Here is a 25,142-nt window from a genome sequence, read left to right as displayed (position 1 = left end):
CTTAGTCCTCAGGGTTCGAACGCGTCAGCCGCTGCTGGAGAACGGCGAAGATCAGGATGATAGCGGCGAGCACCAGGGCCAGGGCGGCACCGCCCCCGAAGTTCCCGAGCGCAAAGGCCTGCTTGTAAACCAGCGTGGCCAGCGTTTCCGTCGCTCCGGCCGGTCCGCCGCCGGTGAGCGCCATGATGGGATCGAAGACGCGCAGCCCCTGGACGATTCCCAGCGTGGTGGCGATGGCGACGGCGGGGCGGATGGCGGGCAGGGTAACGTTGCGGAACCGCTGCCACAGGTTGGCGCCGTCAATGGCCGCCGCCTCCTCCACTTCCACGGGGACACCTGCCAGGCCGGCCATAAAAATCACCATGGCAAAGCCGGTGGAAGACCAGACCAGCACCACCAGGACGGTCCAGATGGCCCACTGCGGGTCGGCCAGCCACGGCTTGGCTTGGTCGCCGGCGCCTATTGCCGTAAGAAAAGCATTGAGCGGACCGTCGAAGTCGAAGATATATTTCCAGATGTAGGCCGTGGCTAGCGGGCTGAGCACCACCGGCATGAAGAAGAGGGTCCGGAGGATGTAGCGCGTCTTGAGGACGCGGTTCAGGCCCAGCGCAATGACCAGCCCGGCGATGTTGCCCAGGAGAACCGAGCCAGAGGCCAGAAAGAGGGTATTGGAGAGGGCTCCGAGTTTCGTGGGGTCCTTGAAGATGGCCTCAAAGTTTGCCCAGCCCGTGATTTTGAACGAGCCGATGCCCGTCCAGTTGGTAAAGGCGAAGAATCCGCCGATACCGGTTGCCACGTAGTGGATGGCAAACACCAGGGCGATCCCGGGCAGCGCCCACCACCAGTGTCCGAACTGCATGGGCCCACGCCGGGGACGGGTGTTCTCACCCGTCCCCGGCGTACGCTTGCCTCGCCGGGGTGCTTCAGCTGCTTCGCTTTTCGGTTGCATCGTCGCAGTCATTGGTATTCCTTGCTTGTCCCTTTGAGTCGTCGGAACGTTGATGGTGAAGAACTGCTACTGTTCCCAGGCCGCGTCCATGGCCTGCAGGACCTGGTCGGGGCTCTTCTGGCCGGTGATGATGCCCTGGACCCCCGTGGCCAGTGCGTCGTAGACGGCGGAATTCGGCCACTGGATGTTGGGCAGGGGGCCGTACTTGCCGTCCTTGATCAGGACGCCGACGTTCTTGTAGGCGCCGCCGTCGAAATCGTACTTGTCGAGTCCGCTGACCGGCAGGGCACCGTCGATTTCTGCAAAGGCCTTGGTCTGCTCAGGCTGGGCGGCCCAGTCGAGGAAGGCCTTGGCAGCGTCCTTGTTCTTGGAGGCTGCGTTGATGGAAAAGGCGTAGTTTGCGCTGGCAAATACGTAGCTCTGACCTGAGCCCTGTTCCGCCGGGAACGGCCGTACGGCGAACTGGGAGCCCCCAGCGGCGGACTGCAGCTGCTTCCAGCTTGGGGCCGGGATGAAGCCGCTCAAGGACGTCCCGCTGGCAAGCCCCTTGGTGATGGCGTCGAAGCCGCCTCCGGCAGCACCTTTTTGGAAGCAGCCCGCGTCCTTCAAGGTACTAACCGCTTCGAGGGCTGACTTCCAACCGTCCGAGCCGGCGAAGGTGGTTTCCTTGGCGGCGCGCTTATCGTTCCATTTCGGGTCTTCCGCGTAGACGCGCGAGGCTGCCAGGGACATCGCCATCAGCCCCGTGTTGGGAGGGGCTGATCCGGCAAGGGCAAAGAGGGATTTACCGGAGGACTCCAGAGCCTTGCACTGCTGCTGGAGGGAAGAAAAGTCGGCGGGGAAGCCACCGGCTGCATCAGCTGCCGTCTCATTACTCACCAAGGCAGAGATCGTGATTTCCGTGGCCTGGCCGTACACCTTGCCGTCGGATCCAAAGGTGCTGGCGCTTCCTTCGGGGAGCAGTTGCTTCGCGGCATCGTCAAGCGGTTCAAGGAAACCTGCCTGGACGAGCGGCAGGATGCTGCGGCCGGTGCCGGAGCCGGGTGAGGTCACTACGACGTCTGAGGCGTTTCCGGCCTGGAGCTGTGTGCGCAGGGTCTGGTCGTAGGAGTCGTTCGGCTGAGGATTGAAGGTGATTTTCACGTTCGGGTGTGACTTCATGTAATTTTCTGCCAACACCTGGAAGGGGCTCTCGATGGTGTTGGACGTCGCGAAGGACAGTGAAAATTCCTGGGAACCACCCGAAGAGGAGCTGCTGCCGGTGGAGGCCGAGCAACCGGTAAGAATGAGTGCTGCGACGGTGGGGACGGCGAGGGCGCCGACCTTCAGGCCCGAATAGCGACGGTGCTGTGTCATGTCCAGCCTTTCTGACTTCATTGTCCAAAATCCGGGTGTCGTGACCCCGGTCACTCACAAGTATGCAGGAGATGTGCCTAAAACACACATAAGTATTCGCTATGACGGACATAAGTCCAACGGAGGTCCGCGGAAGGTCTATCCAGATGCCTGATGACTTCGCCTATGTTATAGATCCCGCTGATAAACTCACTTGAAACGGTTCCACTTCCAAAGGATCGCTGCGCCGTGACGAAACATGTCCTGCTTTCCCGTCTCGACCTCAACCTGCTGATCTCGCTGGATGCCCTCATTACCGAGCGAAGCGTTACTAGGGCGGCCGAGCGGCTCCACCTCAGCCAGCCGGCGCTCAGCGCCTCGCTCGCCCGGCTCCGATCCCACTTTGGGGACCCGATCCTGGCCCGCCGCGGTAATGCTTATGAGCTCACCCCCTTCGCCCTCCGGCTCGCGGAGCACACCACCACCGCGCTGGAGGCCGCCCGCCGCGTCTTCGAAAGCCAGGCCACCTGGGAGCCCACAGAATCCGAGCGCGAGTTCTCCATCTACGGCTCGGATTACGGCTTCACTACCATTGGCCGGGTTGCTTCCGAGCTTGCTGCCGAGCGCGCCCCAGGAGTCCGGTTCCGGTTTATGCTCCACAATCCGATGGTGGTGGAGGATGCAGCCAACCGCCTTCGATCGGTGGACGGCATGGTGATTCCCCATGGATTCCTCACCGGGCTGCCCTACCTGGACCTGTGGAGGGACGGGTGGGTGGCCGTGGTCTCCACGTCCAATGAAGCCGTCGGCGAGCAAATCACCATGGAAAACATCGCTGAACTTCCCTGGGTGATGACCTATCAGACGCGCTCAGCCTCAACATCGGCGGAACGGCAGATCCAGCAGTTGGGCGTTGAGCCACGCGTGGACGTGGTTGTTGAAAGTTTCCAGTCCTTGCCGCACTTTGTGGTTGGGACCAACCGGATCGCGCTCATCCAGGCGGCCCTGGTGCCGTTCGCTCTGCGCGTGGGCGGGATTCGGATCCTGCCGCTGCCCTTCGATGCCACGCCGCTGGTTAATGCATTGTGGTGGCACCCCGTGCACAACCGCGACTCCGAGCATGAGTGGATGCGGGGCCTCTTCAAAGAGGCTGCTGACATCGTGGCAGCCGCCGCAACCAAGGGAGCCCCTTAAATGCCTCGATGCCCGGCCGGCTAAAACGGACGGGCATCGAGGCTATGGGACGTCGGTCTTTCAGGTCAGGCTGATGCCAGCGCCGTCCGCATGCTCTTGCGGACAAGGTCATGCTGCTTCCGCACCAGCAGCAGCGGATCCACCTCACCGAGCTCAGCGAAGGCATGGCCTTCCCATTCGCTGGACCAGTAACCGCGGTAGCCACCTTCGACGAATACGCGGACCAGTTCCGGATAGTCGATGGCCGGCTCGTTGCCCTGCTCATCAATGTCGTAGAACTTCGCGTGGACGTGCATGATTTGCGGCATGATGTCAGCCCACTCCTTCGGGTTGACGTGGCCGTGCATGTTGAACGCCAGGTGTGCGAAGGACCCAAGCCGGGCAGGATCGAAGTCACGTCCCCGCAGGTACGCAATGAACTCCTCCTGCCGCACCCGCATCGGCGCCTCAGTGCCCCAGATAGCCTGCAGCCTTTCCACCGCTTCATCGTCCAGCCCGGCACGGCGAACCGCGCGCAGGAGCGTGGGAGACATGCTGTGCATGGTTGAGGAGAAGTCAGCCACGAAGCCCAACAGCGGTGAATCAAGCTCGGCGTAGACGTCGCGAACCTTCATGATCTCGGGCGAGTTGGGTCCCAGCGGTGCATGGATCTCGTAGGCAAGTTTGAGTTCGAGGTCCTCGGCGAGCGGCAGCAGCCGGCGAAGCAGCTCCGGCTTCGCGCTCTGGATGCGGACGAGCGGGAAACCGAGCTTCTTGGCGCCGTGGAAGAGTGTCTGCGTGAACTCGTACTCCTCGTCCGGGGTCATGTCGCGGTCACGGCGGCGTCCCATGTCCAGATTGGCGCCGAAGGAGCTGGCGGTGAAGCCGTGTTTGTCGAAGGCCTCCTGCCACGAGCGCACGAAGTCGTCAGTCACGTTGGGATAGGTAGGCAGGACCTGCGACGCCACAATCTCGATCCCGGGGCCGATGCCCAGCTCGGCCACGCGGTTCAGCAGACCGTCGAAGTCGTACCAGCCGGCCCGGAATTCGGCACTTGCCGAGTACAGGGTGAGCCCCAGCGAGAACGGATCGTCCTCCGCTTTCGGTGGGGGCGGCGTGACCACCGTCGTCAAGTCCGGTGCCGCCGCAGCCCTGTCCGTGACAGTCAGCTCCAGCGCCTGGTTCACGAAGTTGGGAACGTACATGCCGGGACCGCCGTCCTGGCCGGGAGCAATCTGCATGTACGGCAGGCGCAGCTCACCGATGAGCCGGACGGTGTGCTGCTCGCCCAAGGCAACAGGGCTCTCCGTTTTGGCGATAAGCAAGGGATGTTCCTGGAGGTACCAGAGCGTTTCGCTTTGAGCGGGCAGGTCCGGGAGCGCATAGCGGACACCGCCCAGTTCCAGGGACAAGTTCTCGGCGGGGATATCCTGGCCGTCGACGGTGAGCCGCAGGCTGGAGACCGAGGAGAGCCACAGACTCCGGTACCACGGCAGAGTCAGGGCAAGCGCGAGACCGTCGGGGTGGGTGCGGAGGCTTGCATCGTCAAGAAGTCCGTTTGGCATTGTTGTTCTCTTTACTGGGAAATGGGATGGGTCAGGTAAGTTCGCCGGTGATGCGGCGGATCAGGGCGTGTTGGCGCCGCACTTGCTCAATGGCGCGCCACGGCGTGCGTTCGCCTTCATATTCACTGGAGAGATAACCGGCGTAGCCGGATTCCTTGAGGGCCTTGAGGACGGGCAGCCAGGGAATCTGCTGGTCTTCCAGCTGCTCGTTGATGTCGTGGAACTTCGCCTGCACGAACACCACGTACTGGGCGATATCGGCGAAGTCGGCGGGGTCGACGCCGATGCCGTCGAGGAAGGCGGGCCGGGTCTCGCGGGTCTCACCTGCGCGCAGCGGGATGGGCCGGTCTTGGAAGATTCCGGTGTCGATGAGCAGGCCGAAGTTCTTGGTTCCGGTCCGTTCGATGAGTCCGATGTAGTCCTCGACGACGGGGTGCTTGATGGGCGTCGGGGAGTGGATCTCGGGGCAGATGATGATCCCCAGCTCGTGGGCCAGATCAAGGGAGCGTTCCACGGACTCGGTCCAGATGGGGTCTGGGACCAGATCGCTGGACACCACGCCGATCTTGGGGCGGACGAAGCCGAAACCCAATTGGTTGGCAAGCCGCAGGTCCCGCTGCAGGGCCTCCGCACCCTCCGCGACCGTCATGGTGCGGCCCGGGTGAAGACGGGTGTCTATCCAGGAACCGTAGTTCGTCGGCACCAGCGAATACTTCTCCAGCAGGCCGAACCAGTTATCGATCCAGGCCGGCGACGGTTCCGGATAGTTGGGAACGTGGCCCTCGCCGAGGATCTCGACGCCGGTGGCGCCCACGTCAGCGACGGCGGCCAGCGCCGCCTCAAGGTCCATCACCGTGCCGTAATCGCCCATAAAGCTGTAGAGGGAAACGCCGTAGCGGAAGGTACCTTCGCCGCCTTCCGGCGCGAGCGTCACCTTGCGGCTGGTCCGGTGCACGGTGGGCTGGTGCTCGACTGGTATGTAGGACATCCGCAGCCGCAGCTCGATGGAGAGCTCGTGGACGCCCTGCGGCAGGCCGCCGTCGAGGGGAACGGTGACCACTGCCGCTTCCTCAAGGGGCCAGCGCACGCCATCACTTTCCCAGAGCTGCCGCAGGCTGTAGGTCCGCCCGCCGAAGGTCCACAGCGGAACGTCAGGTCCGACGTCGACGATGCCGCCAACGCGAACGGCGATGCCATCGATGAGGGACGCGGCCATGCCCCGGTAGGAAGGCATCCGGACCCGGAACTGAAAGCCGGTTACACGTCCGCCGTCCGTTACGTTGCGGAAGCCGACGGACTGGATGAGGTCTCTTTCGAGAAGCATCATTGCTCACTCTCTCTAGGTGCAGAATCCAGAGTAGCAACCATTCCGCCTGTTTTGTACCTAAGTTAGCTCATAACCGCCAAAAGTTTCCCAGGCTCGGCGGAGGGTGCCAGGCCAGGGAGCCTGGTGGAGGGAGGGCGGCGGCAACGGGCAGGAACATGGAGCGCCGATCCTACGCCGCGATGAACAGCGCCCAGTCAGGAAAGGGATCCACGGGTAACGGCGGCCCGGTCTGTCCGACGGCGCCGGCAAGTACGTCGAGCCGGTCGGGCGGTTCCAACTCCCGGCCTTCACCCGCGTGGCCGAGGAGCTGTGGCCAGCGTGGCGGCTCCCAGTCTTGTTGTTCGCTTGGATAGGAGCGTCCCGCAGGTGAGATCCAGCCGGGTGGCTGGTCCCGGGTCGCGTCAACCGGCCTCCACGCTGTGGTGTGTCTGAGTCGGTGGTGCCGCCGGCATGGCTGGCCCAGGTTGGTGACCCCTGTGCCGCCTCCCTCGGACCAAGCCAACAGATGATCCGCTTCGTTATCCAGGGAATGGTTATTACAGCCTGGAAAAGGGCACCGGCCGTCCCGAAGCCGCAACCATTGGCGCATCGCCTTCGGAACCCGGTAGCTGGTCCGTCCGATCTCCAGCGGCGCTCCGTTGCGCGGATCGGTCAGCACACGCAGGAACGATCCGGCGCCATCCCCCACAAGCCGGCGGGCGATGCTCGGCGGCACGGGACCATACCCGTCCAGCGTGGCCGGTTCAGTCACGGCGCCCAAAAGAGACAGCACCGGCACGGTCACCAGGACCCGCGCCTTGGGTGACGGAGTTCCTTCCGCCACCCCCGCCAGCAGCCAGTCAGCGGCGACGTCCGCACGGAGCTGGGTCAGGGTCCGGGATTCATCCGGCTCCTGCAGGGCACGCGCCGCTTCCGTGGCACGGGACCATGCAGCCACCGCCACATCCGCAGTCAGATATGCCGAGAGCCAGGCCATGCCGTCCCGGTCCGGCACATCTTCCAGCCGACGGTCCTCCACGCCCTTGCGGTGGCGCGTTTCGATGCTCACGGGATGGTGCAGCTCACGCCATCTGCGCGCTTTGACCCGGAATCTGCCCGGCACCAGCTCCCCCGCCGGGCAGCCACGCGCGGCAAAGGGAGCTTCAACGTCCAGGAAATGAGCCTCCAAAGCAGCCGCCGCAGCGGGGTCCAGACCGGACGTTTCATCACACATCACCCGCGCGTGTTGCCATGAAATGCTCCCTGCCTGCAGCGCAGACAGCGTCAGGGGCAACACAGTGGTCAGGGTGGCTGACTCCGCCAAGAGCGCCGCCGCCGATCTTTCACTCACGGTCAGGACACAGGCCACCTCTGCTGTCACCGCCATTTCCTGGGCGGTGCGCTCCTGCGGGGAAACGGCTGGGGCCGCCATGGCGACGGCAGCGCGGGCATATCCGGCGGCGAAGTGCACTTTCAGCGCGGCCAGCCTGGCTTCCATGCTGCCCACCTCAGCCATACCGTCCAGGCACGCGTCCGCTTCGTCCCGAAGAGGGTCAGCGCCAGTCGAGTCCGCGTTCCCGGCTCCGCGACCGGCAAATGCAGCCAACCTGGCAAGGGAAGCCTCCATGGCCTCCAACGTCTCCGCAGCTGCTCTGCCTTCCATACCCACAGCATGGCAGGAGCCACTGACATTTAACGCCGGCGTCAGAGTTGCAGGCGAAGTCCGTCATCCAGGATCTGCCTGATCCCGAACTTTCCTACGCTGAACATCCGCGGATTGTCGTCGGAGTTGCTCAGCATGGCGGTGGACAGGATAAGGGCCCAACCGCGGGCCCTCATCCAGGTGTCCCCTTCCACTGCGGAGCCAAAGGCGCCCCTGAAGCGGTGGCGAGTGCCGGCGTCGAACATCAGCCACCCCACCGCAAGATCGACAGCCGGGTCCCCTGCCCCGACGTCGCCGAATCGATGATGCCGGCCAGGGAGCCGTCGTCTGCCAGCAGGATGTTGCCAGGGTGGAGGTCACCGTGGAGCATCATCGCCGGACCATCCCAGGCTTTGGCGGCACGGGCCTGCGCCCACACTGCTTTCAGCGCTGCCGCCTGGGGGTAGCGTTCGTGGTCCCCGAGCCGTTCCACCAGCACAGCGTCACGGTCCGTCAGCGGCACACCTCGGAAAGGGTTGACCGGGACGCCGGTTTCGGCGGGCACGTGAAGGGACAGCAGAAAATCGGCCAGGCCTTTAGCCGCCGGCCCGCGGCCTGCCGGGCCGACGTCGGCCGCAGCGGCTCCGGGGACCCACCGCACGATGCTCCACGGCCATGGAAAGTCCGACGTCGGCCTGCCGGCATGGACTGGGACAGGAACCGCAACCGGGGAGCGGCGAGCTATATCGGGAAGGTAGCGCTGCTCATGAAGTATCAGCGAAACAGCCTCCGCCCTGCGCGGCAACCTGACGGCCAGGCCGTTACCGAGCCGGAAGGTCGCGTTGTCCCAGCCGTTCGCAACCAGCGCTATCGGACAATCGCCAAGGTCGGGCCGCTGGTCCCGGACGAGGCGCTGGACCACCGCGTTACTCACTTCCACCGTGGCCGGCGGCATTTCAGCCATTCAGAAATCCGCCTTCCTTTGTGCCTGCACTGCAGCCCGATCCTTTCCCTTGTCCGAATATAGTTCAAGACCCCAACAGCGGACGGGGCCGAACGAGGTCAGCGTCGAACGGTCCCTGGTGACCGACACGGGGTCTGTGACTGCCACGGTGTTGCGGCGACGACCAGGTGAACGAGCGACACAAGCGGACGACGACGGCACGTCCTTCCGTCGTCCGCTTGCGTTCGGTGCCGCTGCCCTACAGTGCCGACCAGCCGCCGTCGGAGGCGAGGATGGCGCCGTTGATGTTGGTGCCGTCGTCGCTGAGCAGGAAGGTGATGGACGCGGCGAGCTGCGCGGCGGTGGCGGGCGTGGGGACGGTGGCCTGCATCAGCGGGCCGAGGCGTTCGGCCGCGAGCTGGGATCCCCAGTTGGCCACGATGTTGGTGATGGTGGGGCCGGGGGCCACGGCGTTGAAGCGCAGACCCTTCGGCCCGTACATCACGGCCGAGTTCTTGGTCAGGCCGACGACGGCGTGCTTGGACGCGGTGTAGGCGGCGCCGGCGGCTGATCCGCGCAGGCCGGCCTCGGAGGCGACGTTGACCACGGAGCCGGTGCCGGCGTCGAGCATCAGCGGGACCACGGCGCGGGTCAGGCGCATGAGGGCGGTGACGTTGATGCGGAAGACGCGGTCCCAGAGGTCGTCGTCCACCTCGTGGATGGGGGCGAAGTTGTCCATGATGCCGGCGACGTTCGCCAGCGCGTCGATGCGTCCGCCGGCGGCAGCGACGACGGCGGCCACGGTCTCCTCGGTGGAGATGTCGCCGGCCACGGGGACCAGGTCCAGGCCGGCGTTCTCGGCCACCAGGTCGTCCAGGCGTTCCTTACTGATGTCGGCGGCGATGACGCGGCCGCCTTCCTTGGCGATCCGCAGGGCGGTGGCCTGGCCGATGCCCGAGGCGGCCCCGGTGACGATGACGGTCTTGCCGGCGAACCGGCCGGTGGTGGCGACTTCCTGCCATGTAGCTTCGTTGCCCATGATGTCCTTCCAGACGTTGCTGACGGTGATGCCGCCCAGCTTATGACACTCTGTGTCATTATGTAAGGGTGAATACTGGTGGGATGCCTTCGGATGCTGTGACCACCACCGTTCCGCGCCCCACCGGGCGGCCGGTGACGATTGATCCCGACGCCGTGGCCGCCATCGCGCTGCGGCTGTTCGCCGAGCGCGGCTACCAGCAGACCTCCATGGAGGACATCGCCCGCGAGGCCGGGATCGGGCGCAAGAGCTTGTACCGCTACTTCTCCAGCAAGGCCGAGCTCGTCTGGGGCGGCATGGAGCCGGTGATTGAGGCGTCGGGGCGGGTGCTGGAGTCAGCCCGCGCTGCCGGCGGGGCTTCCGACGGCGGCGTCCTGGCGCGGCTGCGCGAGGTGGCTGTCGCCGGGGTTGCCGTGCTTCCGGATTTGGCGGTCACGCGTGGCCGTCTGCGGCTGATCGCCGAACACCCCGAGCTGGCCAGCCGGAGCTATGAGTCCCTGGCGCCGCAGCGCGAGCGGGCCAGGGCGTACCTGGTTTCGGCCGGCGTCCCCGAGGACATTGCCGGCTATCTGTGCGCCGCGCTGATCGGCGCGACGTTCGAGGCCTGGATGCAATGGGCCGCCGGAACGGACCCGGATCCGTTGCCGTATCTGGTGGCCGCTGTTGGGGTGCTGCGGGTGCCGGAGGCTTAAAGACTGCGAATCGGGGTTCACTCTTCGACCAGGGCAAGCCCCGCGAAAGCGGCTGTCGGCGACAAGCCGGTCTTCGCATATATCGCCAGCCTGCCACAGCCGCAGCGCGGCATCGCCGAAACGGTCGATGCGCTGGCGGCGAAGACGCTGCCCGACCTCCGGCGCTCGGTGAAGTGGGGCATGTCGTACTACGGCGTCGGCGACGGGTGGTGCTTCAGCTGCGGCGGCTTTGCCGGCCATGTCAAGCTCATGTTTGTGAATGGCGTTGCGCTCGAGCCTGTACCGCCGGTGACGCCGGTGGGGATGGGCAAGTCGACGCGGGGTGTGGAGCTCGAATCCGTGGACGATATCGACGAACGCCAAATCGCGGCGTGGATGAAACAAGTCGCGTCCGTGCCGGGTGTTGGGGGCAAGAAGCGTTGAATCCGAGGCTTGCTGCAGACGCAAACGGTCGCTGAGAAACGCATGACACGTGAGGCGATGCCAGGGACAGCCCTTCCGCGGCAACTCCCCACCCATTACCGAAGGCCGATAACCGACGTTTCGTCGAGGCTCGCCGGCTTGTCGGCAGAGGCGAACCGGCCACGCAGCCAGGGACATGGGAAGGTCACGGGCGACGCTCTACGGAAGAATTCATGAACTCGGAGCCCGAGGATAGCTGGCGAAGATAAAGCTGGACTGGCAGGGCTGCGGCTTTCGAAAAGCACTGGTTGTGCCCGGATTTGTCGCCTTCAAGCCGGTTGCGTCGGCGACGGCAACGCGGCGCGTACCCGGGGGACCGGCCACGAAGGCGGCCCAATGCAGCGGAAGCTGGGGAATCAGATCGTATTGCCCCGTGAGGACGTCATCGATCGATGTTTGACCTGCAATGTATTGAGCATCATCTGTTCCTTTCGCTTCTCCTTTCCTTGGCATGCCTTGACCCTATGAGCACGGCGCGCGGCCTACGTCCCGGACACGCGGGCACGGCACATATACGACCGATCGCAGACGCAGCTCATCGTGGCCTCTCCTCGTTGAGGGAGCGCGGATCTGCGAGGATTATCCAGTGAGCATGAGGGGAATCGAGAACCTGGCCGGGCCGGACTGGGTCCTGGAGCTGCGCGTGGGCCTGGTTGACAGTGACCCGGAGATCTGGCGTCGGTTGGAGGTTCTGGGCTCCATGCCGCTGGGGCTGGTTCACGAGGTGCTGCAGGTGGCGTTTGGCTGGGAAGATGCTCATCTGCATCGGTTTGTCGACAGCGATCCTTTCGCGCCGCTGCGGCCGGTCAACGGCGAAGTTCCCGAGTCCCTGCAGTGGCTCCCGGCACAGTGGTGCGAGGAAGAGACCGACCTGGACGAGGACGGCTGTTCGCTGGATCAGCTTCTTGCGCGTGGATCGGGGGAGGCCTTCTATGAGTACGACTTTGGCGACAGCTGGCTCCACCGGATCGAACTGGTTTCCCGCCGGCCGGCTGACCGGGACGCCCCGCCGGCGCAACTGATTGACGGTGCCCGGCGCGGCCCGTTGGAGGACTGCGGCGGTTTTCCCGGTTATGAGGAGATTCTGGATGCCCTGGCCGACCGGACGCGCCCGGATCACGCCGAGTACTCGGCCTGGGCCGCGGAAATGGCGGGCACTGACGGGCCCTTCGACCCGGATTCCCTGAGTATCGCGGACGTCAACCGGGACATCGCCAGCCGTTTTGCAGCCATGGCAGCCGCACCCCCTGAGTAGGTCCGGGGACAGTTGCTTCTATCCCCGAAGATATTGGCGAAGCCCTGGGATGGCGAAGTCAACTTTCCCGTAGCCGGCGGATTCGATCAGGCCGGCGGCGATGAGCCGGTTCCGGTATTTTGAGACCACGTTGGGTTTGGACTTGATGAGGTTTCCGATCTGGGCAGCTGCGGACGGGCCGTCCTGCTGGGCCATGGCATCGAGGAACTCGCGGTCCTTCTCTGAGATGTCCGAGAGTGCGGACTCGACGACGACCAGGGTGTTCCGTCGCTGGGCGGCCGCGATGGCGGTGCGGACATTGTCCTGATCCAGGGTCCAGCCGGCCTTGTCCGCCGCCATCCAGAGGTAGTAGCCAACGAGCTGGATCAGGAAAGGGTAACCCTCGGTGGCTTCCGCCGCTTCGCTGATCAGCTCGGGGGAGACGTCGATGCCTCCCTCGCTGAAAAGCTCAAGGTAGGAGGCGGTGACTTCGGCGGTGGCTGCTTCGTGAAGGTTGATCCTGTCGGCCCGCCGCAGGAACGTGGCCACGCCTTCGTTGAGCAGATCGGACACGGCCGAGGGGAGGCCGGCGAAGATCAGGCCGATGGGCAGTCCGTCGCGGATGAAGTGCTGCACGTCGGCAGCCAGTTGGGAGATTTCGGTCCGGTCCACGGCGTGGATTTCGTCAATCGTGATGACCAGGCCCGTCCCCTTGGCCTCCAACAGCCGCAGGAGTTCCTCTCCGGTCCGGCGCCAGTCCGGAACGCGGTCCTGGGGCAGCTGGGTGGTCAGTCCGAACCCGGCGGCGGAGAAGGCGGTGATCTTTCGCGTCGGCGGGCCGTCCCCGAGCTCGTCAACCAGGCGCAGCATGTCGTCACCGATTCTGGCCAGAAACCCGGGGTTGGCTGTCCGGGAGATCACGGCCCAGCCGTGGTTCCTGGCGATCGATTCCGCTGCGCTGAGCATCACGGTCTTGCCGATGCCCCTGGACCCGGTAATGATCGTAAGGAGCCCCGGGGCGCCCGGCCCCTGCTGCAGCCCGTATTCGAACTCGTCCAGGAGACCTGCCCGGCCGACCAGATCCGGCGGGGTCGCCCCGGCGGTCGGCTTGAAGGGGTTTTGCACCGTTGCCTCCAATGCACGTGGTTGTGGGGTGAAAGATGGTGAAACCGGTGAAAGTGGTGAAACTCCGGCCAGCCTACCAGCCCGGGCCTCATCCATGATCTTCAACCGGCCTGGATCAGCCGCCGGCCCCGACGTCACCTCGGCGGGCAGCGGTAAACCTTGGTGGACGGACCTGCCGCTGGTGCCCTAACGGCCGGAATAGGCGTTAGCGGATACTGTCTGGCAGGCATGGGGTGCATGCGCCCAATTCACACACGAACCCGCTATTCCCACCATTTTCGAGGACCGCGGCGTGGGGCCCGATGCAATCTACCTCCCGGACCATCCAAACCGGCAAGGGCCGCAGAACGGCCGTCAACCGCCAGGACCGGGCGCCTCGGCGCCCGGCGCTTCCACCTGAGCGGATTGGGGGGGCGGGGAGTGCGCACGAGGCTGGTGAGATGTAGACTGAAAGGAGCGCAATTTGTCCTTACATTCTGACAACTTTACATAACGTCGGTTATCGGCTAAATGTTTCACCTCGACGCGGGAGTAGGCTCCCATGGCAATTCCAGGCCGCGCGTCCAACGCGCCTCGGTGCTGCGCTGCGCCTCGGCGTACTAACTTCCGCGGACGACAACGAGGAAACGGTCATTGAACTTGGCCGCACGCTTGAAGGCCCCGGAACCGCTGGCCATGGCACCCTTCGTCTCGACCAAACCCGCAGCAGCCTCGACCCCACCGTGGATATGGAGGACAAACTGGGCCCCGTCCGCATGCCCGACGGCCGGGTGCACCTGCGCGTCCTTTTGGATCGATCCGCCGTCGAGATTTTCGCCAACGGCAAGCCGCTCACGGCCCGCGTGTACCCGACCCTGGGGGTCAGCGCGTGAGTCTCGCGGCCGCCGAAGGTGCCGTGCGGCTGCTCTCCCCCGATGCCTGGACCTAGGCTGAGATCTTTGAAGGTGCCGGCCCCTTTTCCCCTAACCCAAGATCCGGCCCTCTCTTATTTTTCGGGCCTGGCTTGTTTCAGCGTTCTTGTTCGATACGCCGGACGATCATGGCCTCGAACTCAACGAGCTTCCGGGTTCCGCTGCCGCTGTCCAGGATCCAGAACATGCCCATAGACGGCACTGTCTGAAGCACCTTGCCGCGGTGGTAGCGTCGTCCGTCGTGCCAGGCTTCAATTGCATCGCCCGCGGTGAGATCCCTCAGATCTCGCACGATGCCGGCTGCTTGTTCTTCCGTCATGACCCCTCATTCCCCTGCCAGCAGGGCCAACCCCCACCAATTCAGAGTAGGGGCCGAAGATTGCGTCCACGTTAAATTGCTAAAACGCTTGATCAAAGTCTTGCATCAGGCTATCTTTGATTTTGATCAAACGCTTAAGCAGAATGGACATCAGCGCCGATGAAACGCTCAGTATTCTTCCAGCCCGCCGACGGTTGGGTCGGAGATCTCATCCCCTTCGAGAAGGACGGCGAGTTCTGGCTCTTCTACCTTCACGAGGTCCGCACCGACCCCAAGCCCGGGACGTCCTGGAACCTGGTCACCACCAAAGACCTCACCCAGTTCGAAGACCAGGGCGTTTCCCTCCAGCACGGAAGTGAAACCGACCTGGACTTCAACGCGTACACGGGAAGCATCGTGTGCGACGAGTCAGGCATCCACCACCTGTTCTATACGGGGCAGAACCCCCGGAACCTCGGCTCCGACGGAGCGCCGCTGCAGCTCGTCATGCACGCCACGAGCACGGACGGCATGACGACCTGGGTCAAGCACCCGGAACTGACGTTCGGCGCCCCGGCCGGCTACGAGTCAGGCGACTGGCGCGACCCTTTCGTTTTCCGGGACGAGGCCGCAGGCCAGTGGCGGATGCTGCTGGCGGCACGGCACTCCGACGGGCCGGAACGCCGCCGCGGGGTCATAGCCCAGTGCGTGTCCAGTGACCTGATGACCTGGCAGCACACCGAGCCGTTCTGGGATCCGCGCCGCTACATCACCCATGAATGCCCGGACGTCTTCTCCTGGGGCGACTGGTGGTACATGGTCTACTCAGAGTTCTCCGAGTCGTTCACAACCCGCTACCGGATGGCCAAAAGCCCCGACGGCCCCTGGACGGTGCCGGACCTGGACAGCATCGACGGGCGCGCCTTTTATGCCTCCAAGACGGCCGAACGGGACGGGCGCCGCTTCTTCTTCGGCTGGATCGCCAGCAAGGAAGACAACTCCGACGACGGCGCATGGCAGTGGGCGGGCACCATGTCCGTCCTGGAAGCACACCGGAACCCCGACGGCACCCTGGCGTTCTCCTTCGCCGACGAACTGGTGGAGAGCTTCTGGGACGAGGTCCCGGTGTCCTTCGACCGGGACCTTCCCGCGACGCTCACTGTTCCGGACGGCTTCGCAGCCGTTGTGTCCGAAGAGGTCCTGCCTCCGCAGTTCTACGCCAAGGCGGTTCTGCAGATCGCACCCGGCACCACAGAATGCGGCCTGCTGCTCCGCTCCAGTGCCGACGGAGACCGGTCCTACGTTCTCCGTTTGGAACCAAAGCGCGGCCGCATGGTGTTTGACCGGTGGCCCCGGGAAATCACCGGCGATGCACAATGGCATGTCTCGGGCGACGTTCCGTACGACATCGAGTTGGAACGCCCCTGTGACCTCAGCCCCGGCGAACACGTACTCGAAGTGGTCGTGGACGGAGACCTCTGTGTCGCCGTCCTGGACCGGCAGGTGTCCCTCAGCACGAGGCTCTATGACCTGTCCGAGGGCCGGATCGGCATCTTCGCCGGAGAAGGATCCGTCACCATCACCGAACTTGAAACACGCCAGCGCACCGATATCTAACTCGACCCATCCTCACTCCAATCAAGGGAGATTGCCGTAATGATAAAACTTTTCCGAACTGCCGCAGTGGCAGCCGTCACCGCCCTGGCTTTGGCAGCATGCGGCGGAGGGGCCAGTAACCCCTCCAACGTGAGCCCCACCGGGGAAATCAAGCCCCGCGAAATTTCGTGGCTGTTGTCCCGGCCGGCCGACGGCGCCGTCATCAACATCATGAAGAAGCTCGCGGACGACTACGCCAAGGACCACCCGGGTTTCTCGCTGAACCTGATCACCACCCCCGACAGGCCCTCATACATCCAGAAACTTGAGACCCTCGCCGCCGCGAACAAGCTTCCGGAACTCTTCGACACTGACGCCACACCGTTCGCCCAGCAGCTGGCGAAACAGGGCAAGATGGTCGACGCCGAGAAGCTGCTCAAAGACTTAGGCGTCTACGACAACTACCGGCCCAGCGCACTTGATTACCAGCGGTTCGACGACGGGTCGCTGAACATGATTCCGTTCCAGTTCGAGCTGGAGTTCATCTGGTACAACAAAGCCCTGCTGCAGAAGGCCGGAGTGTCCGTCCCGAAGTCCCTCGATGACCTCCCCGCCATGTGTACCGCCCTGCGCAAGGCCGGCATCACCCCCATCGCCATCGACGGCCAGGACCAGTGGCCCCTCGAACGGTATGTCGCCTACCAGCCGTTCAGGGAAGCCGGTCCGGACTTCATCCAGAAGCTAAAGAAGGGCGAAGCCAAGTTCTCCGACCCCGCAGGCCAGAAGTCCGTTCAGTGGATGGAAGCGCTCGGCAAGGCCAAGTGCTTCCAGGACGGCTTTTCCTCCCAGGGATACTCTGATGCCCAGAACCAGTTCACCTCCGGCCAGGCCGCCATGTACAACATCGGCACTTGGGAACTGCCCAGCCTGGCAACCGACAAACTGAATCCGGCAGTCCGCGATAACACCGACTTCTTCACCCTCCCGACGACCCAGGGATCCGTCACGGCGGCCAACGAGTACGTCTCCCCGTCCGGCATCGGCATGGCGGTCAACACCAAGACCTACGACCCGCTCGTGAGCGACTTCCTGAAGTTCGCCCTGGTGAAGTACCCTTCCGAATACGCAGCCACAGGAGCGCTCTCACCGACGACCAATGTGGAAACCGCCGTACCGGCCAACGCAACACCCCTGTACAAGAAGGCCCTTGAGAAGGCGAACGACCTCGGGAACGAACAGGCCATGCCGTGGGACACCCAGCTCGACCCGACCACCAACGGTCGGCTGCAGCAGGAACTCGTGCTCCTCGTCCAGGGCAACATCACGCCCGAACAGTTCACCAGCACGATGGACAACGCCGTCGCGCAAAACGCCCCGAAGTTCTTCAAGTAACCGCTGCGGTGGGGGGCTCCGGCCCCCACCCGAAAGGCCTCATCATGCTTCCCAACAGGTCACGACTATCAGTCCTGGTCTTCCTCCTTCCGCCGCTGCTGCTCTACGGCGCTGCCGTACTGTTCCCGATTCTCCAGTCCCTGGTCCTGAGCTTCTTCTCATGGAACGGGATCAGCGACATGGAATTCGTGGGACTGGCAAACTACGTGCGGATGTTCACCGGCGACGACATCTTCTGGCGCTCCTTCTTCAACGCTCTCGGCTATCTGGCCATCTGCCTGGTCTTGCAGCTTGGCGGCGCCCTGCTGGTCGCGAGCCTCCTCACCTCGCTGAGCCGGGGCCGGGAACTGATAAAAACCCTCTACCTGCTGCCGGCAGTGATCTCGACGGTGGCCATCGCGTTCCTCTTCGTGCGTATCTACTCGATCGACCCGGTGGGCCTGCTCAACCAGGTCCTGCAGTGGATTGGCCTCGGCGCCCTCGAACGCCCCTGGCTCTCGGACATCAACACCGTCCTGGCCGCAGTGTCGGTGCCGGAAGGATGGCGGTTCACGGGCTTGTACATGCTCATCCTCTACGCGGCGTTGCTCTCCGTTCCACTGGAACTGGAGGAAGCAGCACGCCTCGACGGAGCTTCGCGGTGGCAACTGTTCACCAAGATCCGTTTCCCCCACATCCGGCCCGTCTGGATCACCACCACCATCATGGCTACGACCTACGGCCTGCGCGGATTCGACATCCCCTACCTGATGACCAACGGCGGGCCCGGACAGTCCTCGGAGCTCCTGACCACCTACATGTACAAGACGGCATTCACGAGCACCGACTTCGGCTACGCCAGCACCATCTCCGTGTTCATCGTCGTCGAATGCCTGGCCGCCGTCGGGCTCATCCTCTTCATGCTCAAACGAAAGGCGGACGCATGACCGCGCAAGCAGCCCCGATTACAAGACCTGTCATGACTTCACCGGACAGCCCGCCTCCGCTGCGCAGACGGCGCAAGCCCAGTCTCTACGGCACGTTGTCAAAGGTGCTGATCGCCCTCATCGTCATCGTGCAGGTCTACCCCCTCGCATGGCTTTTCATCACCAGCCTTCGCACCGAACAGGACTTCGCGACGGGCGACCCGTTTGCACTGCCGAAGTCCCTTACCTGGGATAACTACGCCCGCGCCTTCGAAACCGGCAACCTCGGGATGAACATCCTCAACAGCTTCATCGTCACCATGGGAGCCAACCTCCTGATCGTGCTGCTGGGAATGATGGCAGCCTATGCACTCCAGGTCCTCGGCTTCCGCTTCAGCAAGGTCGTCCGCGGCCTGTTCTTGATCGGCATCATCGTGCCCGTGCAGATCGCTCTCGTGCCGCTGTTCATCGACTACTCGACGATCAACCTGCTCGACACCTACCCGTCGATGATCATTCCCCTGGCCGGCTTTGCCCTTCCGATGTCGATCTACCTGTTCTCCTCATTCTTTAACTACATCCCCCGGGAAACGTACGAGGCGGCCTCACTTGACGGAGCGGGGCCCTACCGCATCTTCGGGCTCATCACCCTGCCCCTGTCGGTCAACACCGTCGTGACCGTCGTGCTGGTCAACAGCATCTTCATCTGGAACGACTTCATCTTCGCCAACACCTTCGTCCTCTCTGAGGAACTCAAGACCATCCCGCTTGGCCTGCAGAACTACATCGGAGCCATGGGGAAGACCGACTGGACGGCCACGTTCGCCGCCGTCTGCGTCACCATCACCCCGCTGCTGCTGGTCTTCTTGGTGCTCAACAAGGCGATGATCCAGGGCCTGGAAAGCGGGGCGACCAAGGGATGACAGCAGCAACGGACGGATATACTCCTGAAGGAGGGCACATGATTTCAATGGAGAATAGTTCGGGCACGCCATCGGTTGAGGCTGCACCCCCGAAGCAGCCCACGCGCGCCCACCCCATCACCCTGCGTCAGGTCGCGGAAGCAGCCGGCGTCTCCACCGCCACCGTCTCGTTGGTCGTCAACATGAAAAAGGACGCCCGCATCTCTGCCGCCACCCGGAAACGGGTTCGGGACGCGATTCGGGACCTTGGCTACCGGCCCAATGCGATGGCCCAAACCCTGGTCAGCGGCAGCTCCCGGTTCATCGGCCTCGTGGCCGACTCCATCGCAACCACACCCTTCGCAGGCCAGATCATCCACGGGGCCCAGGATGAGGCCTGGAAACATGGATACGCCCTCCTGATCGCCAACACCGAAGGCAATAGCGAGCTTGAGACGGACGCGATCTCCATGATGCTCGAATACAAGGTCCGCGGCATCCTCTACTCGACCTGGTTCCACCGCGCCACCGACATACCGGTCTCTCTTCGCGAAGCGGACTTCGTCCTCGTCAACTGCTTCTCGACGGAACCGGGCGCACGGGCCGTGGTCCCCGATGAGGCACAAGGTGGCCGTTCAGCGACGGAAATCCTGCTGCGGCACGGCCACCGCCGGATTGCCTTCATCAACGCCACCATCCCCGCTCCTGCCAAGGACGGGCGCCTTCAGGGCTACAGGGATGCCCTGGAAGCGGCAGGGATCCCGTTCGACGAGGGCCTGGTCCTGGAAGCCTATCCCAACCAGGAAGGCGGATACGGGGCGACCGTGGAACTCCTCAAGCGCGGCGTCTCGGCCGTGTATTGCTACAACGACCGCATGGCGATGGGACTTTACGACGGGCTGCGCGAGCACGGCCTGTCCATCCCGGACGACATGGCCGTGGTGGGTTTCGACAACCAAGAAGTCATCGCCGCCCATCTCCGGCCCCCGCTTTCCACGGTGTCTCTCCCCCACTACGAACTGGGCGCAGCCGGAGTCCGGATGCTGCTGGGCCTTGACGAGGCACCGGACAATGCCGCCGCAAAAATTAACTGTCCCACAGTGGAGCGAACCTCCGTCCAGGCGCTGGCACCGGCATAGGCGGCCTGCGGATACCTGCGCAGCCCGCACTCCCCCCAGGAACACCCGGGGCTAGGGCGTGTCTCCTTATTGTCGTAGCCAGATGACGACGGCGTAGAGGACGACGCCTGCACGGTAGGTCAGCGCGAGTTTGTCGTAGCGGGTGGCGATGGCGCGCCATTGTTTGAAGAGGCTGAAGGATCTTTCGACAGTGTTGCGGCCTTTGTAGGTTTCGGCGTCGAAGTTCACGGGGCGCCCGCCGCGTGAACCACGGCGTTTCCGGTGTCCGATCTGGTCGGACGGTTCCGGGATGACGGCTTTGATGCCCCGACCGCGCAGTAGTGACCGGTTGGCCCTGGAGGAGTACGCCTTGTCGACCATCACGGCATCCGGCCGCGTTCTGGCCGGGCCCCCGCCGAGACGGGGCACCCGCACTGCCTCCATGACGACCGGGAACATCGGCGAGTCACCGCCCTGTCCGGGGCCCAGGATCATGGCCAGCGGCCTGCCTTTTCCGTCGCAGGCGTGATGGATCTTGGTGCTCAGCCTGCCGCGGGAGCGGCCGATGGCGTGGTCTGAGGGTTCAGCAAACAGTTTCTTGTATTTCGGGAGTTCCCCCTGTGCTGCGGGGAAGGTTCGTCCCGTGCTGGTGGGCCCGGTTGATGGTCGAATCCACCGAAACTGCCCAGTCGACCTGCCCGGTGGCGTCCGCCTCGGCCAGAAGCCTCGCGTGGATCCGGTCCCATGTCCCGTCGGAGGCGAAACGCCGGTGACGCTTCCATACCGTCTGCCAGGGACCAAACTCCGCAGGTAGGTCCCGCCATGCAATTCCGCACCGGTACCGGTAGATAATGCCTTCAATGACCTGGCGGTGGCCACGGAACGGGCGCCCCCGCTGTCCGTCCGAGCTGGGCAGCAACGGCTCGATCCGGGACCACTGCTCATCACTCAAAACAGATGTTCTCGACACCGTTTAAGCATTCCAGCCAGCAACCCCCTATTTAGGAGACACGCCCTAGTCCGCCGGCCGGGGAGGTTCGTGGAGTCCGAATGCCGAGCCTTGGTCGTCCTTGCAGAGCTTGAACCTGCCGTACTCCCCCGCACTGGTCTCATCCCCAAGCTCGGGTTCGTCGACTGAGCCGCCGAGCTCCCGAACCCGGTCCAGTGCGGCATCCATGTCGTCCACCCCGAAGAAGATGTACGGCACGGCGCCGGAGTCGCCGCCGTGCATCCCGCCGGAGAGCCCGGGCGTGCCGATCATGAATCCTCCGCCGGCGGAGGGCCCGGGCGTGAAGTCCCAGCCGAAGAGCGCCCCGTAGAACGCCTTGCCGCGCTGGGGATCTTTGACGCCGATTTCAAAGAACGCTGGCTCGCCGGACATGGCTCCTCCTGGTCTTGGGTGAGAACGCACCCACCCTAGGACCGAATGCCCGGGCACACAATGGTGCGGAGCTTTTGCAGCTGCTGGCGATTGTCGAATCAACGGCAAGCGGACGACGGCGGGGAGTCCCGCCGTCGTCCGCTTGCCGTTTGCTGCCCTACAGTCTGTGATGCTCCGGAGCTGCCCACCGGGGTTCTCCGGAATCGGCCTTGCTTGCCGGTTGGCCTGCATACGTCCAGACACATGGCCGGCCGGCATCGCTCGGGAGAAGCTGGCCTTCGTACAGCGAGATGCTCGCTCCCGCCGGACTCTGCCAGACTCCGGTCAGTTCGCAGTGGGTGCCGGTGGCTTGCCGCCGTGGCGCCGAGAGGTTGATGATCCTGCGTGCCCGTTTCTCGGCAACGGGAAGTCTCTTCTTCACAATGACGCTCCTGCCGGTTCCCGGTAGGTGCTTTCGGGAACATCAGTGATGAACATGTGTCCGGGGGCGTGGCTGATGGCGAAGGCGGGCCTGGATGCCATCACTGCGCTCTGCGGTGTCACGCCGCAGGCCCAGAAAACCGGCACTTCCCCCGGCCTGATCTCCACCGCATCGCCGAAGTCGGGGCGGTTGATGTCGGCAATGCCGAGGTCCCCGGGCGCCCCGACATGAACCGGGCTGCCGTGGACCTTGGGCACTTCCGACGTCACCCTGATTGCCGTTTCGACCAGCTCGAGCGGCATCGGGCGCATGGAAACCACCATCGGTCCGTGGATTCGTCCCGCAGGGATGCACGCGATGTTCGTGCGGTACATGGGGACGTTACGGCCCGTTTCGGTATGCCGGAGCGGGACGCCCTCGCTGGCGAGCGCGGCTTCGAAGGTGAAACTGCAGCCGATGAGGACGCCCACCATGTCATCACGCCAGACCGATGCGACGTCCGTGACTTCATCGGCAAGTTCGCCGTCCACCCACACCCGGTAGGCGGGGATGTCACTGCGGATGTCAGACCCTGCGGCGAGGGCGCTCTCGTACTGTCCCGCCGGGATGACGTCGATGACGGGGCAGGCCTTGGGGTTGAGCCGGCAGAACTCGATGAATTCGTCGGCGTAGTCGGCCGTCACCGCTATCAGGTTTGCCTGGGTGTAGCCGTCGCTCCATCCGGAGGTGGGGGTGACCAGGCCGTTGCGAAACTTCAGGCGCGCATCGGAGGGTGCCTGGAGTGCGTTGATCTGGTTCACCGGGTCTCCGCCAGCTCAGTTGAAGACTGCAGGTACTCCTGGTCCTCGGCAACGTTGGAGTCCCGTCCCAGGGCCAGGCCCACCAGGGTCAGGAGGCAGGCAACGCTGAGGTAGATGGCAACCGGAACCCAGCTGTTGAAGGTGCTCAGCAGGAGGGTGAACATGAACGGTGCGATGGCGCCACCGATGATTCCGGCGAAGGTGTAGGCCAGCGAACTGCCGGTGGAGCGGAGCCGCGGCGAGAACTGTTCAACAACGAAGGCCGCCTGGGGTCCGTACATAAACGAGTGGCAGAGCAGGCCCAGCACCGTTCCCACTATCAGCATGACCGGGGACCGACCTTCGAGGACGATGAAGAACAGGTACCCCCAGACGGCGGCGGCCACTGCGGCGATGGCGTAGACCAGCCGGCGGTTGATGCGGTCAGAGATGGCTCCGGCAAGCGGCATGGTGAAAATCTGGAGTGCCGAACCGATGAGGACGGCCACCAGCACTTGGCCGCGGTCGAAGCCAAGTTTCTGAATGCCGTAGGTGAGCATAAAGACGGTGCACATCGCGTAGATGACGTCCGGGCCGATGCGGCTGAGCATGGCCGCGATGAGGGGCCGGCGCTGGGTTGCCAGGACTTCGCGGATCGGGGACTTGGGCTTGTCTCCCCTGGCCTCCATGGCCTTGAAGATGGGGGTGTCCTCAAGCTTGAGCCGGATCCAGAGCCCGAAGGCCACCAGCAGTGCCGAGATCAGGAAGGCGATTCGCCAGCCGAAGTTCAGGAAATCCTCTTCGGACAGGGTCAAAGTCAGGACGGCAAGCGCGCCGTTGGCCATCAGGTTGCCGGCGGGCGGGCCGATCTGCGCGGCGGATGCCCAGAAACCGCGGCGGTTCGGGTCACCGAATTCACTGGAGAGCAGGACTGCCCCGCCCCACTCGCCGCCGACGCCGACACCCTGCGCGAAGCGGAGGAAGACCAGGATGGCGGGGGCGATGATGCCGATGGTGTCGTACGTGGGCAGCAGGCCGATGAGGAACGTGGCGACGCCGATCAGCATCAGCGTGATGACCAGGATCTTCTTGCGGCCGATCTCGTCCCCGAGCCGGCCGAAGATGATGCCACCGACGGGCCGGGAAATGTAGCCCACGGCGTAGGTGGAGAAGGCCAGCAGGGTGCCCGTGACAGGGTCCGAGGCCGGGAAGAAGACCAGCGGGAAAACCATCGCAGCCGCGGCGGAGTAGACGGCGAAGTCATAGAACTCCAGCGCGGTTCCGGTCAGGCTGGCCGCGAATGCCTTGTACATGCCCTTGCGCCCCACAAAGGGTTTCGGGTCAGCGGGGGCCATTACAGATGGAGTGGCCATTTGTACCTCCATGAAGAGTGTGGATGTCATCCGAGTGCGGGCGGATGGTGTTTGTGCGCCTTTTCTGTCCGGACCTGCGTCGTTGCAGGTGGGGACATCCGGGTGCGTGTGCGGCTACCGTGATGGGCTGCGGAAGTCGGGACTGCGATCAATTGTTGGATTGTTGAACAATCCGAACTTGTTGAACAATTTACGCGACGCAGATCACACCGTCAAGGGGTTGACGGTGATGCAGTCGTCGCGGCTCTTGCCGGATTTAAGGCGGGGAAGCGCTAGTTCGAAGCCTCGGGCCCCGACGCATGGACCGCCGTCTGGTGCTCTTCCGACCGCGCGAGGTAGTCGGTCAGGCAGTAGGCCGCGTGCAGGCGTCGTCCTCTACGCCGTCGTCATCTGGCTACGACAATAAGGAGACACGCCCTAGTCCTTGATTCACGCGTGATCCCGCCGGTTCTTGCCCCAAGGGAGAGCCGGCGGGGTCTTGTTTCCTCGACCACCGGAGGTGAGAAAGCATGACCTCGCCCCCTACTCCAGTACTCACATTCATCCCACCGATAGCGGATCTTACGTAAAGTCGATCCGCGCAGAGACGAACTACCCGTCT

24 protein-coding genes are annotated in these 25,142 nt (G+C 64.1%); 10 read left to right on the top strand and 14 right to left on the bottom strand.

What is annotated here, in order from left to right; translation table 11 throughout:
* Position 1: 1 nt before the first annotated feature.
* The gene (locus MRBLAR12_RS05995; protein WP_414645470.1) at positions 2 to 961 is read right to left on the bottom strand and encodes a carbohydrate ABC transporter permease; all 960 of its coding nucleotides are present in this window, start codon (positions 959 to 961) and stop codon (positions 2 to 4) included.
* A 54-nt stretch (positions 962 to 1,015) separates the two neighbouring features.
* A complete protein-coding gene (locus tag MRBLAR12_RS05990; protein WP_364744329.1) occupies positions 1,016 to 2,305 on the bottom strand; it encodes an ABC transporter substrate-binding protein in 1,290 nt (429 codons plus the stop codon).
* A 228-nt stretch (positions 2,306 to 2,533) separates the two neighbouring features.
* Here MRBLAR12_RS05990 and MRBLAR12_RS05985 point away from each other — a divergent pair, with 228 nt between their 5' ends.
* Complete coding sequence (locus tag MRBLAR12_RS05985; protein ID WP_229992081.1) at positions 2,534 to 3,478, top strand: LysR family transcriptional regulator; 945 nt, start codon at positions 2,534 to 2,536, stop codon at positions 3,476 to 3,478.
* Between the two features lie 65 nt (positions 3,479 to 3,543).
* Here the strand turns inward: MRBLAR12_RS05985 and MRBLAR12_RS05980 are convergent, their stop codons facing one another.
* The 6 genes from MRBLAR12_RS05980 to MRBLAR12_RS05955 form a co-directional block, all read right to left on the bottom strand.
* A complete protein-coding gene (locus tag MRBLAR12_RS05980) occupies positions 3,544 to 5,022 on the bottom strand; it encodes a C-glycoside deglycosidase beta subunit domain-containing protein (RefSeq protein WP_364744327.1) in 1,479 nt (492 codons plus the stop codon).
* A gap of 31 nt (positions 5,023 to 5,053) precedes the next feature.
* Positions 5,054 to 6,346, bottom strand: a complete 1,293-nt coding sequence (locus tag MRBLAR12_RS05975; protein ID WP_364744425.1) for a C-glycoside deglycosidase beta subunit domain-containing protein — start codon at positions 6,344 to 6,346, stop codon at positions 5,054 to 5,056.
* 172 nt (positions 6,347 to 6,518) lie between these two features.
* Positions 6,519 to 7,991 (bottom strand): HNH endonuclease signature motif containing protein, encoded by a 1,473-nt coding sequence (locus MRBLAR12_RS05970; RefSeq protein WP_414645469.1) that lies wholly within the window; start codon positions 7,989 to 7,991, stop codon positions 6,519 to 6,521.
* Positions 7,992 to 8,032: 41 nt separating this feature from the next.
* Positions 8,033 to 8,167: a hypothetical protein gene (locus MRBLAR12_RS05965; RefSeq protein WP_364744324.1), complete on the bottom strand. Its 135-nt coding sequence runs from the start codon at positions 8,165 to 8,167 to the stop codon at positions 8,033 to 8,035.
* Positions 8,168 to 8,235: 68 nt separating this feature from the next.
* Complete coding sequence (locus MRBLAR12_RS05960) at positions 8,236 to 8,934, bottom strand: aminoglycoside phosphotransferase family protein (RefSeq protein WP_364744321.1); 699 nt, start codon at positions 8,932 to 8,934, stop codon at positions 8,236 to 8,238.
* A gap of 238 nt (positions 8,935 to 9,172) precedes the next feature.
* A complete protein-coding gene (locus tag MRBLAR12_RS05955) occupies positions 9,173 to 9,952 on the bottom strand; it encodes an SDR family NAD(P)-dependent oxidoreductase (protein ID WP_229992084.1) in 780 nt (259 codons plus the stop codon).
* 83 nt (positions 9,953 to 10,035) lie between these two features.
* On the opposite strand from MRBLAR12_RS05955, the gene MRBLAR12_RS05950 reads away from it, so the two are divergent.
* The 3 genes from MRBLAR12_RS05950 to MRBLAR12_RS05940 all read left to right on the top strand — a co-directional run bounded on the left by MRBLAR12_RS05950 (position 10,036) and on the right by MRBLAR12_RS05940 (position 12,361).
* Positions 10,036 to 10,644, top strand: coding sequence for a TetR family transcriptional regulator (locus MRBLAR12_RS05950; RefSeq protein ID WP_364744318.1), 609 nt, complete (start codon positions 10,036 to 10,038; stop codon positions 10,642 to 10,644).
* A 3-nt stretch (positions 10,645 to 10,647) separates the two neighbouring features.
* On the top strand, positions 10,648 to 11,067 hold the full coding sequence (locus tag MRBLAR12_RS05945) for a DUF1801 domain-containing protein (RefSeq protein WP_364744419.1): 420 nt from the start codon (positions 10,648 to 10,650) through the stop codon (positions 11,065 to 11,067).
* 631 nt (positions 11,068 to 11,698) lie between these two features.
* Positions 11,699 to 12,361 carry a plasmid pRiA4b ORF-3 family protein gene (locus MRBLAR12_RS05940; protein WP_229992111.1) on the top strand — a complete coding sequence of 221 codons (663 nt, stop codon included), beginning with the start codon at positions 11,699 to 11,701 and terminating at the stop codon, positions 12,359 to 12,361.
* A gap of 18 nt (positions 12,362 to 12,379) precedes the next feature.
* Here MRBLAR12_RS05940 and MRBLAR12_RS05935 read toward each other — a convergent pair whose 3' ends face one another.
* Entirely contained in the window at positions 12,380 to 13,465 is a 1,086-nt protein-coding gene (locus tag MRBLAR12_RS05935; protein ID WP_229992086.1) for an AAA family ATPase, read from the bottom strand.
* A gap of 461 nt (positions 13,466 to 13,926) precedes the next feature.
* On the opposite strand from MRBLAR12_RS05935, the gene MRBLAR12_RS05930 reads away from it, so the two are divergent.
* Positions 13,927 to 14,337: a GH32 C-terminal domain-containing protein gene (locus MRBLAR12_RS05930; RefSeq protein WP_364744416.1), complete on the top strand. Its 411-nt coding sequence runs from the start codon at positions 13,927 to 13,929 to the stop codon at positions 14,335 to 14,337.
* 136 nt (positions 14,338 to 14,473) lie between these two features.
* Here the strand turns inward: MRBLAR12_RS05930 and MRBLAR12_RS05925 are convergent, their stop codons facing one another.
* Entirely contained in the window at positions 14,474 to 14,695 is a 222-nt protein-coding gene (locus MRBLAR12_RS05925) for a hypothetical protein (protein WP_229992087.1), read from the bottom strand.
* Between the two features lie 159 nt (positions 14,696 to 14,854).
* On the opposite strand from MRBLAR12_RS05925, the gene MRBLAR12_RS05920 reads away from it, so the two are divergent.
* From MRBLAR12_RS05920 to MRBLAR12_RS05900, 5 genes are read left to right on the top strand one after another with little or no spacing between them, the layout of a single operon-like run.
* Positions 14,855 to 16,291: a family 43 glycosylhydrolase gene (locus MRBLAR12_RS05920; protein ID WP_229992088.1), complete on the top strand. Its 1,437-nt coding sequence runs from the start codon at positions 14,855 to 14,857 to the stop codon at positions 16,289 to 16,291.
* Between the two features lie 39 nt (positions 16,292 to 16,330).
* Positions 16,331 to 17,662 (top strand): ABC transporter substrate-binding protein, encoded by a 1,332-nt coding sequence (locus MRBLAR12_RS05915; protein ID WP_229992089.1) that lies wholly within the window; start codon positions 16,331 to 16,333, stop codon positions 17,660 to 17,662.
* Between the two features lie 44 nt (positions 17,663 to 17,706).
* Entirely contained in the window at positions 17,707 to 18,588 is an 882-nt protein-coding gene (locus tag MRBLAR12_RS05910; protein ID WP_229992090.1) for a carbohydrate ABC transporter permease, read from the top strand.
* The gene (locus MRBLAR12_RS05905; RefSeq protein ID WP_229992091.1) at positions 18,585 to 19,490 is read left to right on the top strand and encodes a carbohydrate ABC transporter permease; all 906 of its coding nucleotides are present in this window, start codon (positions 18,585 to 18,587) and stop codon (positions 19,488 to 19,490) included. Before MRBLAR12_RS05910 ends, MRBLAR12_RS05905 begins: the two co-directional genes overlap by 4 nt.
* A gap of 38 nt (positions 19,491 to 19,528) precedes the next feature.
* Entirely contained in the window at positions 19,529 to 20,608 is a 1,080-nt protein-coding gene (locus MRBLAR12_RS05900; protein WP_229992092.1) for a LacI family DNA-binding transcriptional regulator, read from the top strand.
* Between the two features lie 66 nt (positions 20,609 to 20,674).
* Here MRBLAR12_RS05900 and MRBLAR12_RS05895 read toward each other — a convergent pair.
* The 4 genes from MRBLAR12_RS05895 to MRBLAR12_RS05880 all read right to left on the bottom strand — a co-directional run bounded on the left by MRBLAR12_RS05895 (position 20,675) and on the right by MRBLAR12_RS05880 (position 24,541).
* Positions 20,675 to 21,557, bottom strand: a protein-coding gene (locus MRBLAR12_RS05895) for an IS5 family transposase (protein WP_364744312.1) whose coding sequence is annotated in 2 segments (ribosomal slippage) — positions 20,675 to 21,196 and positions 21,198 to 21,557 — 882 coding nt in all. Because the reading frame shifts where the segments join, the coding sequence is not laid out codon by codon here.
* A gap of 45 nt (positions 21,558 to 21,602) precedes the next feature.
* The gene (locus MRBLAR12_RS05890) at positions 21,603 to 21,968 is read right to left on the bottom strand and encodes a VOC family protein (protein ID WP_229992094.1); all 366 of its coding nucleotides are present in this window, start codon (positions 21,966 to 21,968) and stop codon (positions 21,603 to 21,605) included.
* 417 nt (positions 21,969 to 22,385) lie between these two features.
* Positions 22,386 to 23,189: a putative hydro-lyase gene (locus tag MRBLAR12_RS05885; RefSeq protein ID WP_229992095.1), complete on the bottom strand. Its 804-nt coding sequence runs from the start codon at positions 23,187 to 23,189 to the stop codon at positions 22,386 to 22,388.
* The gene (locus MRBLAR12_RS05880; RefSeq protein ID WP_364744308.1) at positions 23,186 to 24,541 is read right to left on the bottom strand and encodes an MFS transporter; all 1,356 of its coding nucleotides are present in this window, start codon (positions 24,539 to 24,541) and stop codon (positions 23,186 to 23,188) included. The genes MRBLAR12_RS05885 and MRBLAR12_RS05880 overlap by 4 nt, the downstream gene beginning before the upstream one ends.
* Positions 24,542 to 25,142 lie beyond the last annotated feature (601 nt).

Origin of the sequence: Arthrobacter sp. LAR12-1-1.1 (assembly GCF_040676555.1) — a bacterium.
GTDB lineage: Bacteria > Actinomycetota > Actinomycetes > Actinomycetales > Micrococcaceae > Arthrobacter.
Note: the sequence above shows the minus strand (reverse complement) of the source record. Positions and strands in the feature narration are given on the sequence as shown.

Bases quoted from the DNA above. Each gene is read 5' to 3' on its own strand.
- MRBLAR12_RS05995 (WP_414645470.1), bottom strand. From the start codon at position 961: ATGACTGCGACGATGCAACCGAAAAGCGAAGCAGCTGAAGCACCCCGG.
- MRBLAR12_RS05990 (WP_364744329.1), bottom strand. From the start codon at position 2,305: ATGACACAGCACCGTCGCTATTCGGGCCTGAAGGTCGGCGCCCTCGCC.
- MRBLAR12_RS05980 (WP_364744327.1), bottom strand. From the start codon at position 5,022: ATGCCAAACGGACTTCTTGACGATGCAAGCCTCCGCACCCACCCCGAC.
- MRBLAR12_RS05975 (WP_364744425.1), bottom strand. From the start codon at position 6,346: ATGCTTCTCGAAAGAGACCTCATCCAGTCCGTCGGCTTCCGCAACGTA.
- MRBLAR12_RS05970 (WP_414645469.1), bottom strand. From the start codon at position 7,991: ATGGAAGGCAGAGCAGCTGCGGAGACGTTGGAGGCCATGGAGGCTTCC.
- MRBLAR12_RS05965 (WP_364744324.1), bottom strand. From the start codon at position 8,167: ATGAGGGCCCGCGGTTGGGCCCTTATCCTGTCCACCGCCATGCTGAGC.
- MRBLAR12_RS05960 (WP_364744321.1), bottom strand. From the start codon at position 8,934: ATGGCTGAAATGCCGCCGGCCACGGTGGAAGTGAGTAACGCGGTGGTC.
- MRBLAR12_RS05955 (WP_229992084.1), bottom strand. From the start codon at position 9,952: ATGGGCAACGAAGCTACATGGCAGGAAGTCGCCACCACCGGCCGGTTC.
- MRBLAR12_RS05950 (WP_364744318.1), top strand. From the start codon at position 10,036: ATGCCTTCGGATGCTGTGACCACCACCGTTCCGCGCCCCACCGGGCGG.
- MRBLAR12_RS05940 (WP_229992111.1), top strand. From the start codon at position 11,699: ATGAGGGGAATCGAGAACCTGGCCGGGCCGGACTGGGTCCTGGAGCTG.
- MRBLAR12_RS05925 (WP_229992087.1), bottom strand. From the start codon at position 14,695: ATGACGGAAGAACAAGCAGCCGGCATCGTGCGAGATCTGAGGGATCTC.
- MRBLAR12_RS05920 (WP_229992088.1), top strand. From the start codon at position 14,855: ATGAAACGCTCAGTATTCTTCCAGCCCGCCGACGGTTGGGTCGGAGAT.
- MRBLAR12_RS05915 (WP_229992089.1), top strand. From the start codon at position 16,331: ATGATAAAACTTTTCCGAACTGCCGCAGTGGCAGCCGTCACCGCCCTG.
- MRBLAR12_RS05910 (WP_229992090.1), top strand. From the start codon at position 17,707: ATGCTTCCCAACAGGTCACGACTATCAGTCCTGGTCTTCCTCCTTCCG.
- MRBLAR12_RS05905 (WP_229992091.1), top strand. From the start codon at position 18,585: ATGACCGCGCAAGCAGCCCCGATTACAAGACCTGTCATGACTTCACCG.
- MRBLAR12_RS05900 (WP_229992092.1), top strand. From the start codon at position 19,529: ATGATTTCAATGGAGAATAGTTCGGGCACGCCATCGGTTGAGGCTGCA.
- MRBLAR12_RS05890 (WP_229992094.1), bottom strand. From the start codon at position 21,968: ATGTCCGGCGAGCCAGCGTTCTTTGAAATCGGCGTCAAAGATCCCCAG.
- MRBLAR12_RS05880 (WP_364744308.1), bottom strand. From the start codon at position 24,541: ATGGCCACTCCATCTGTAATGGCCCCCGCTGACCCGAAACCCTTTGTG.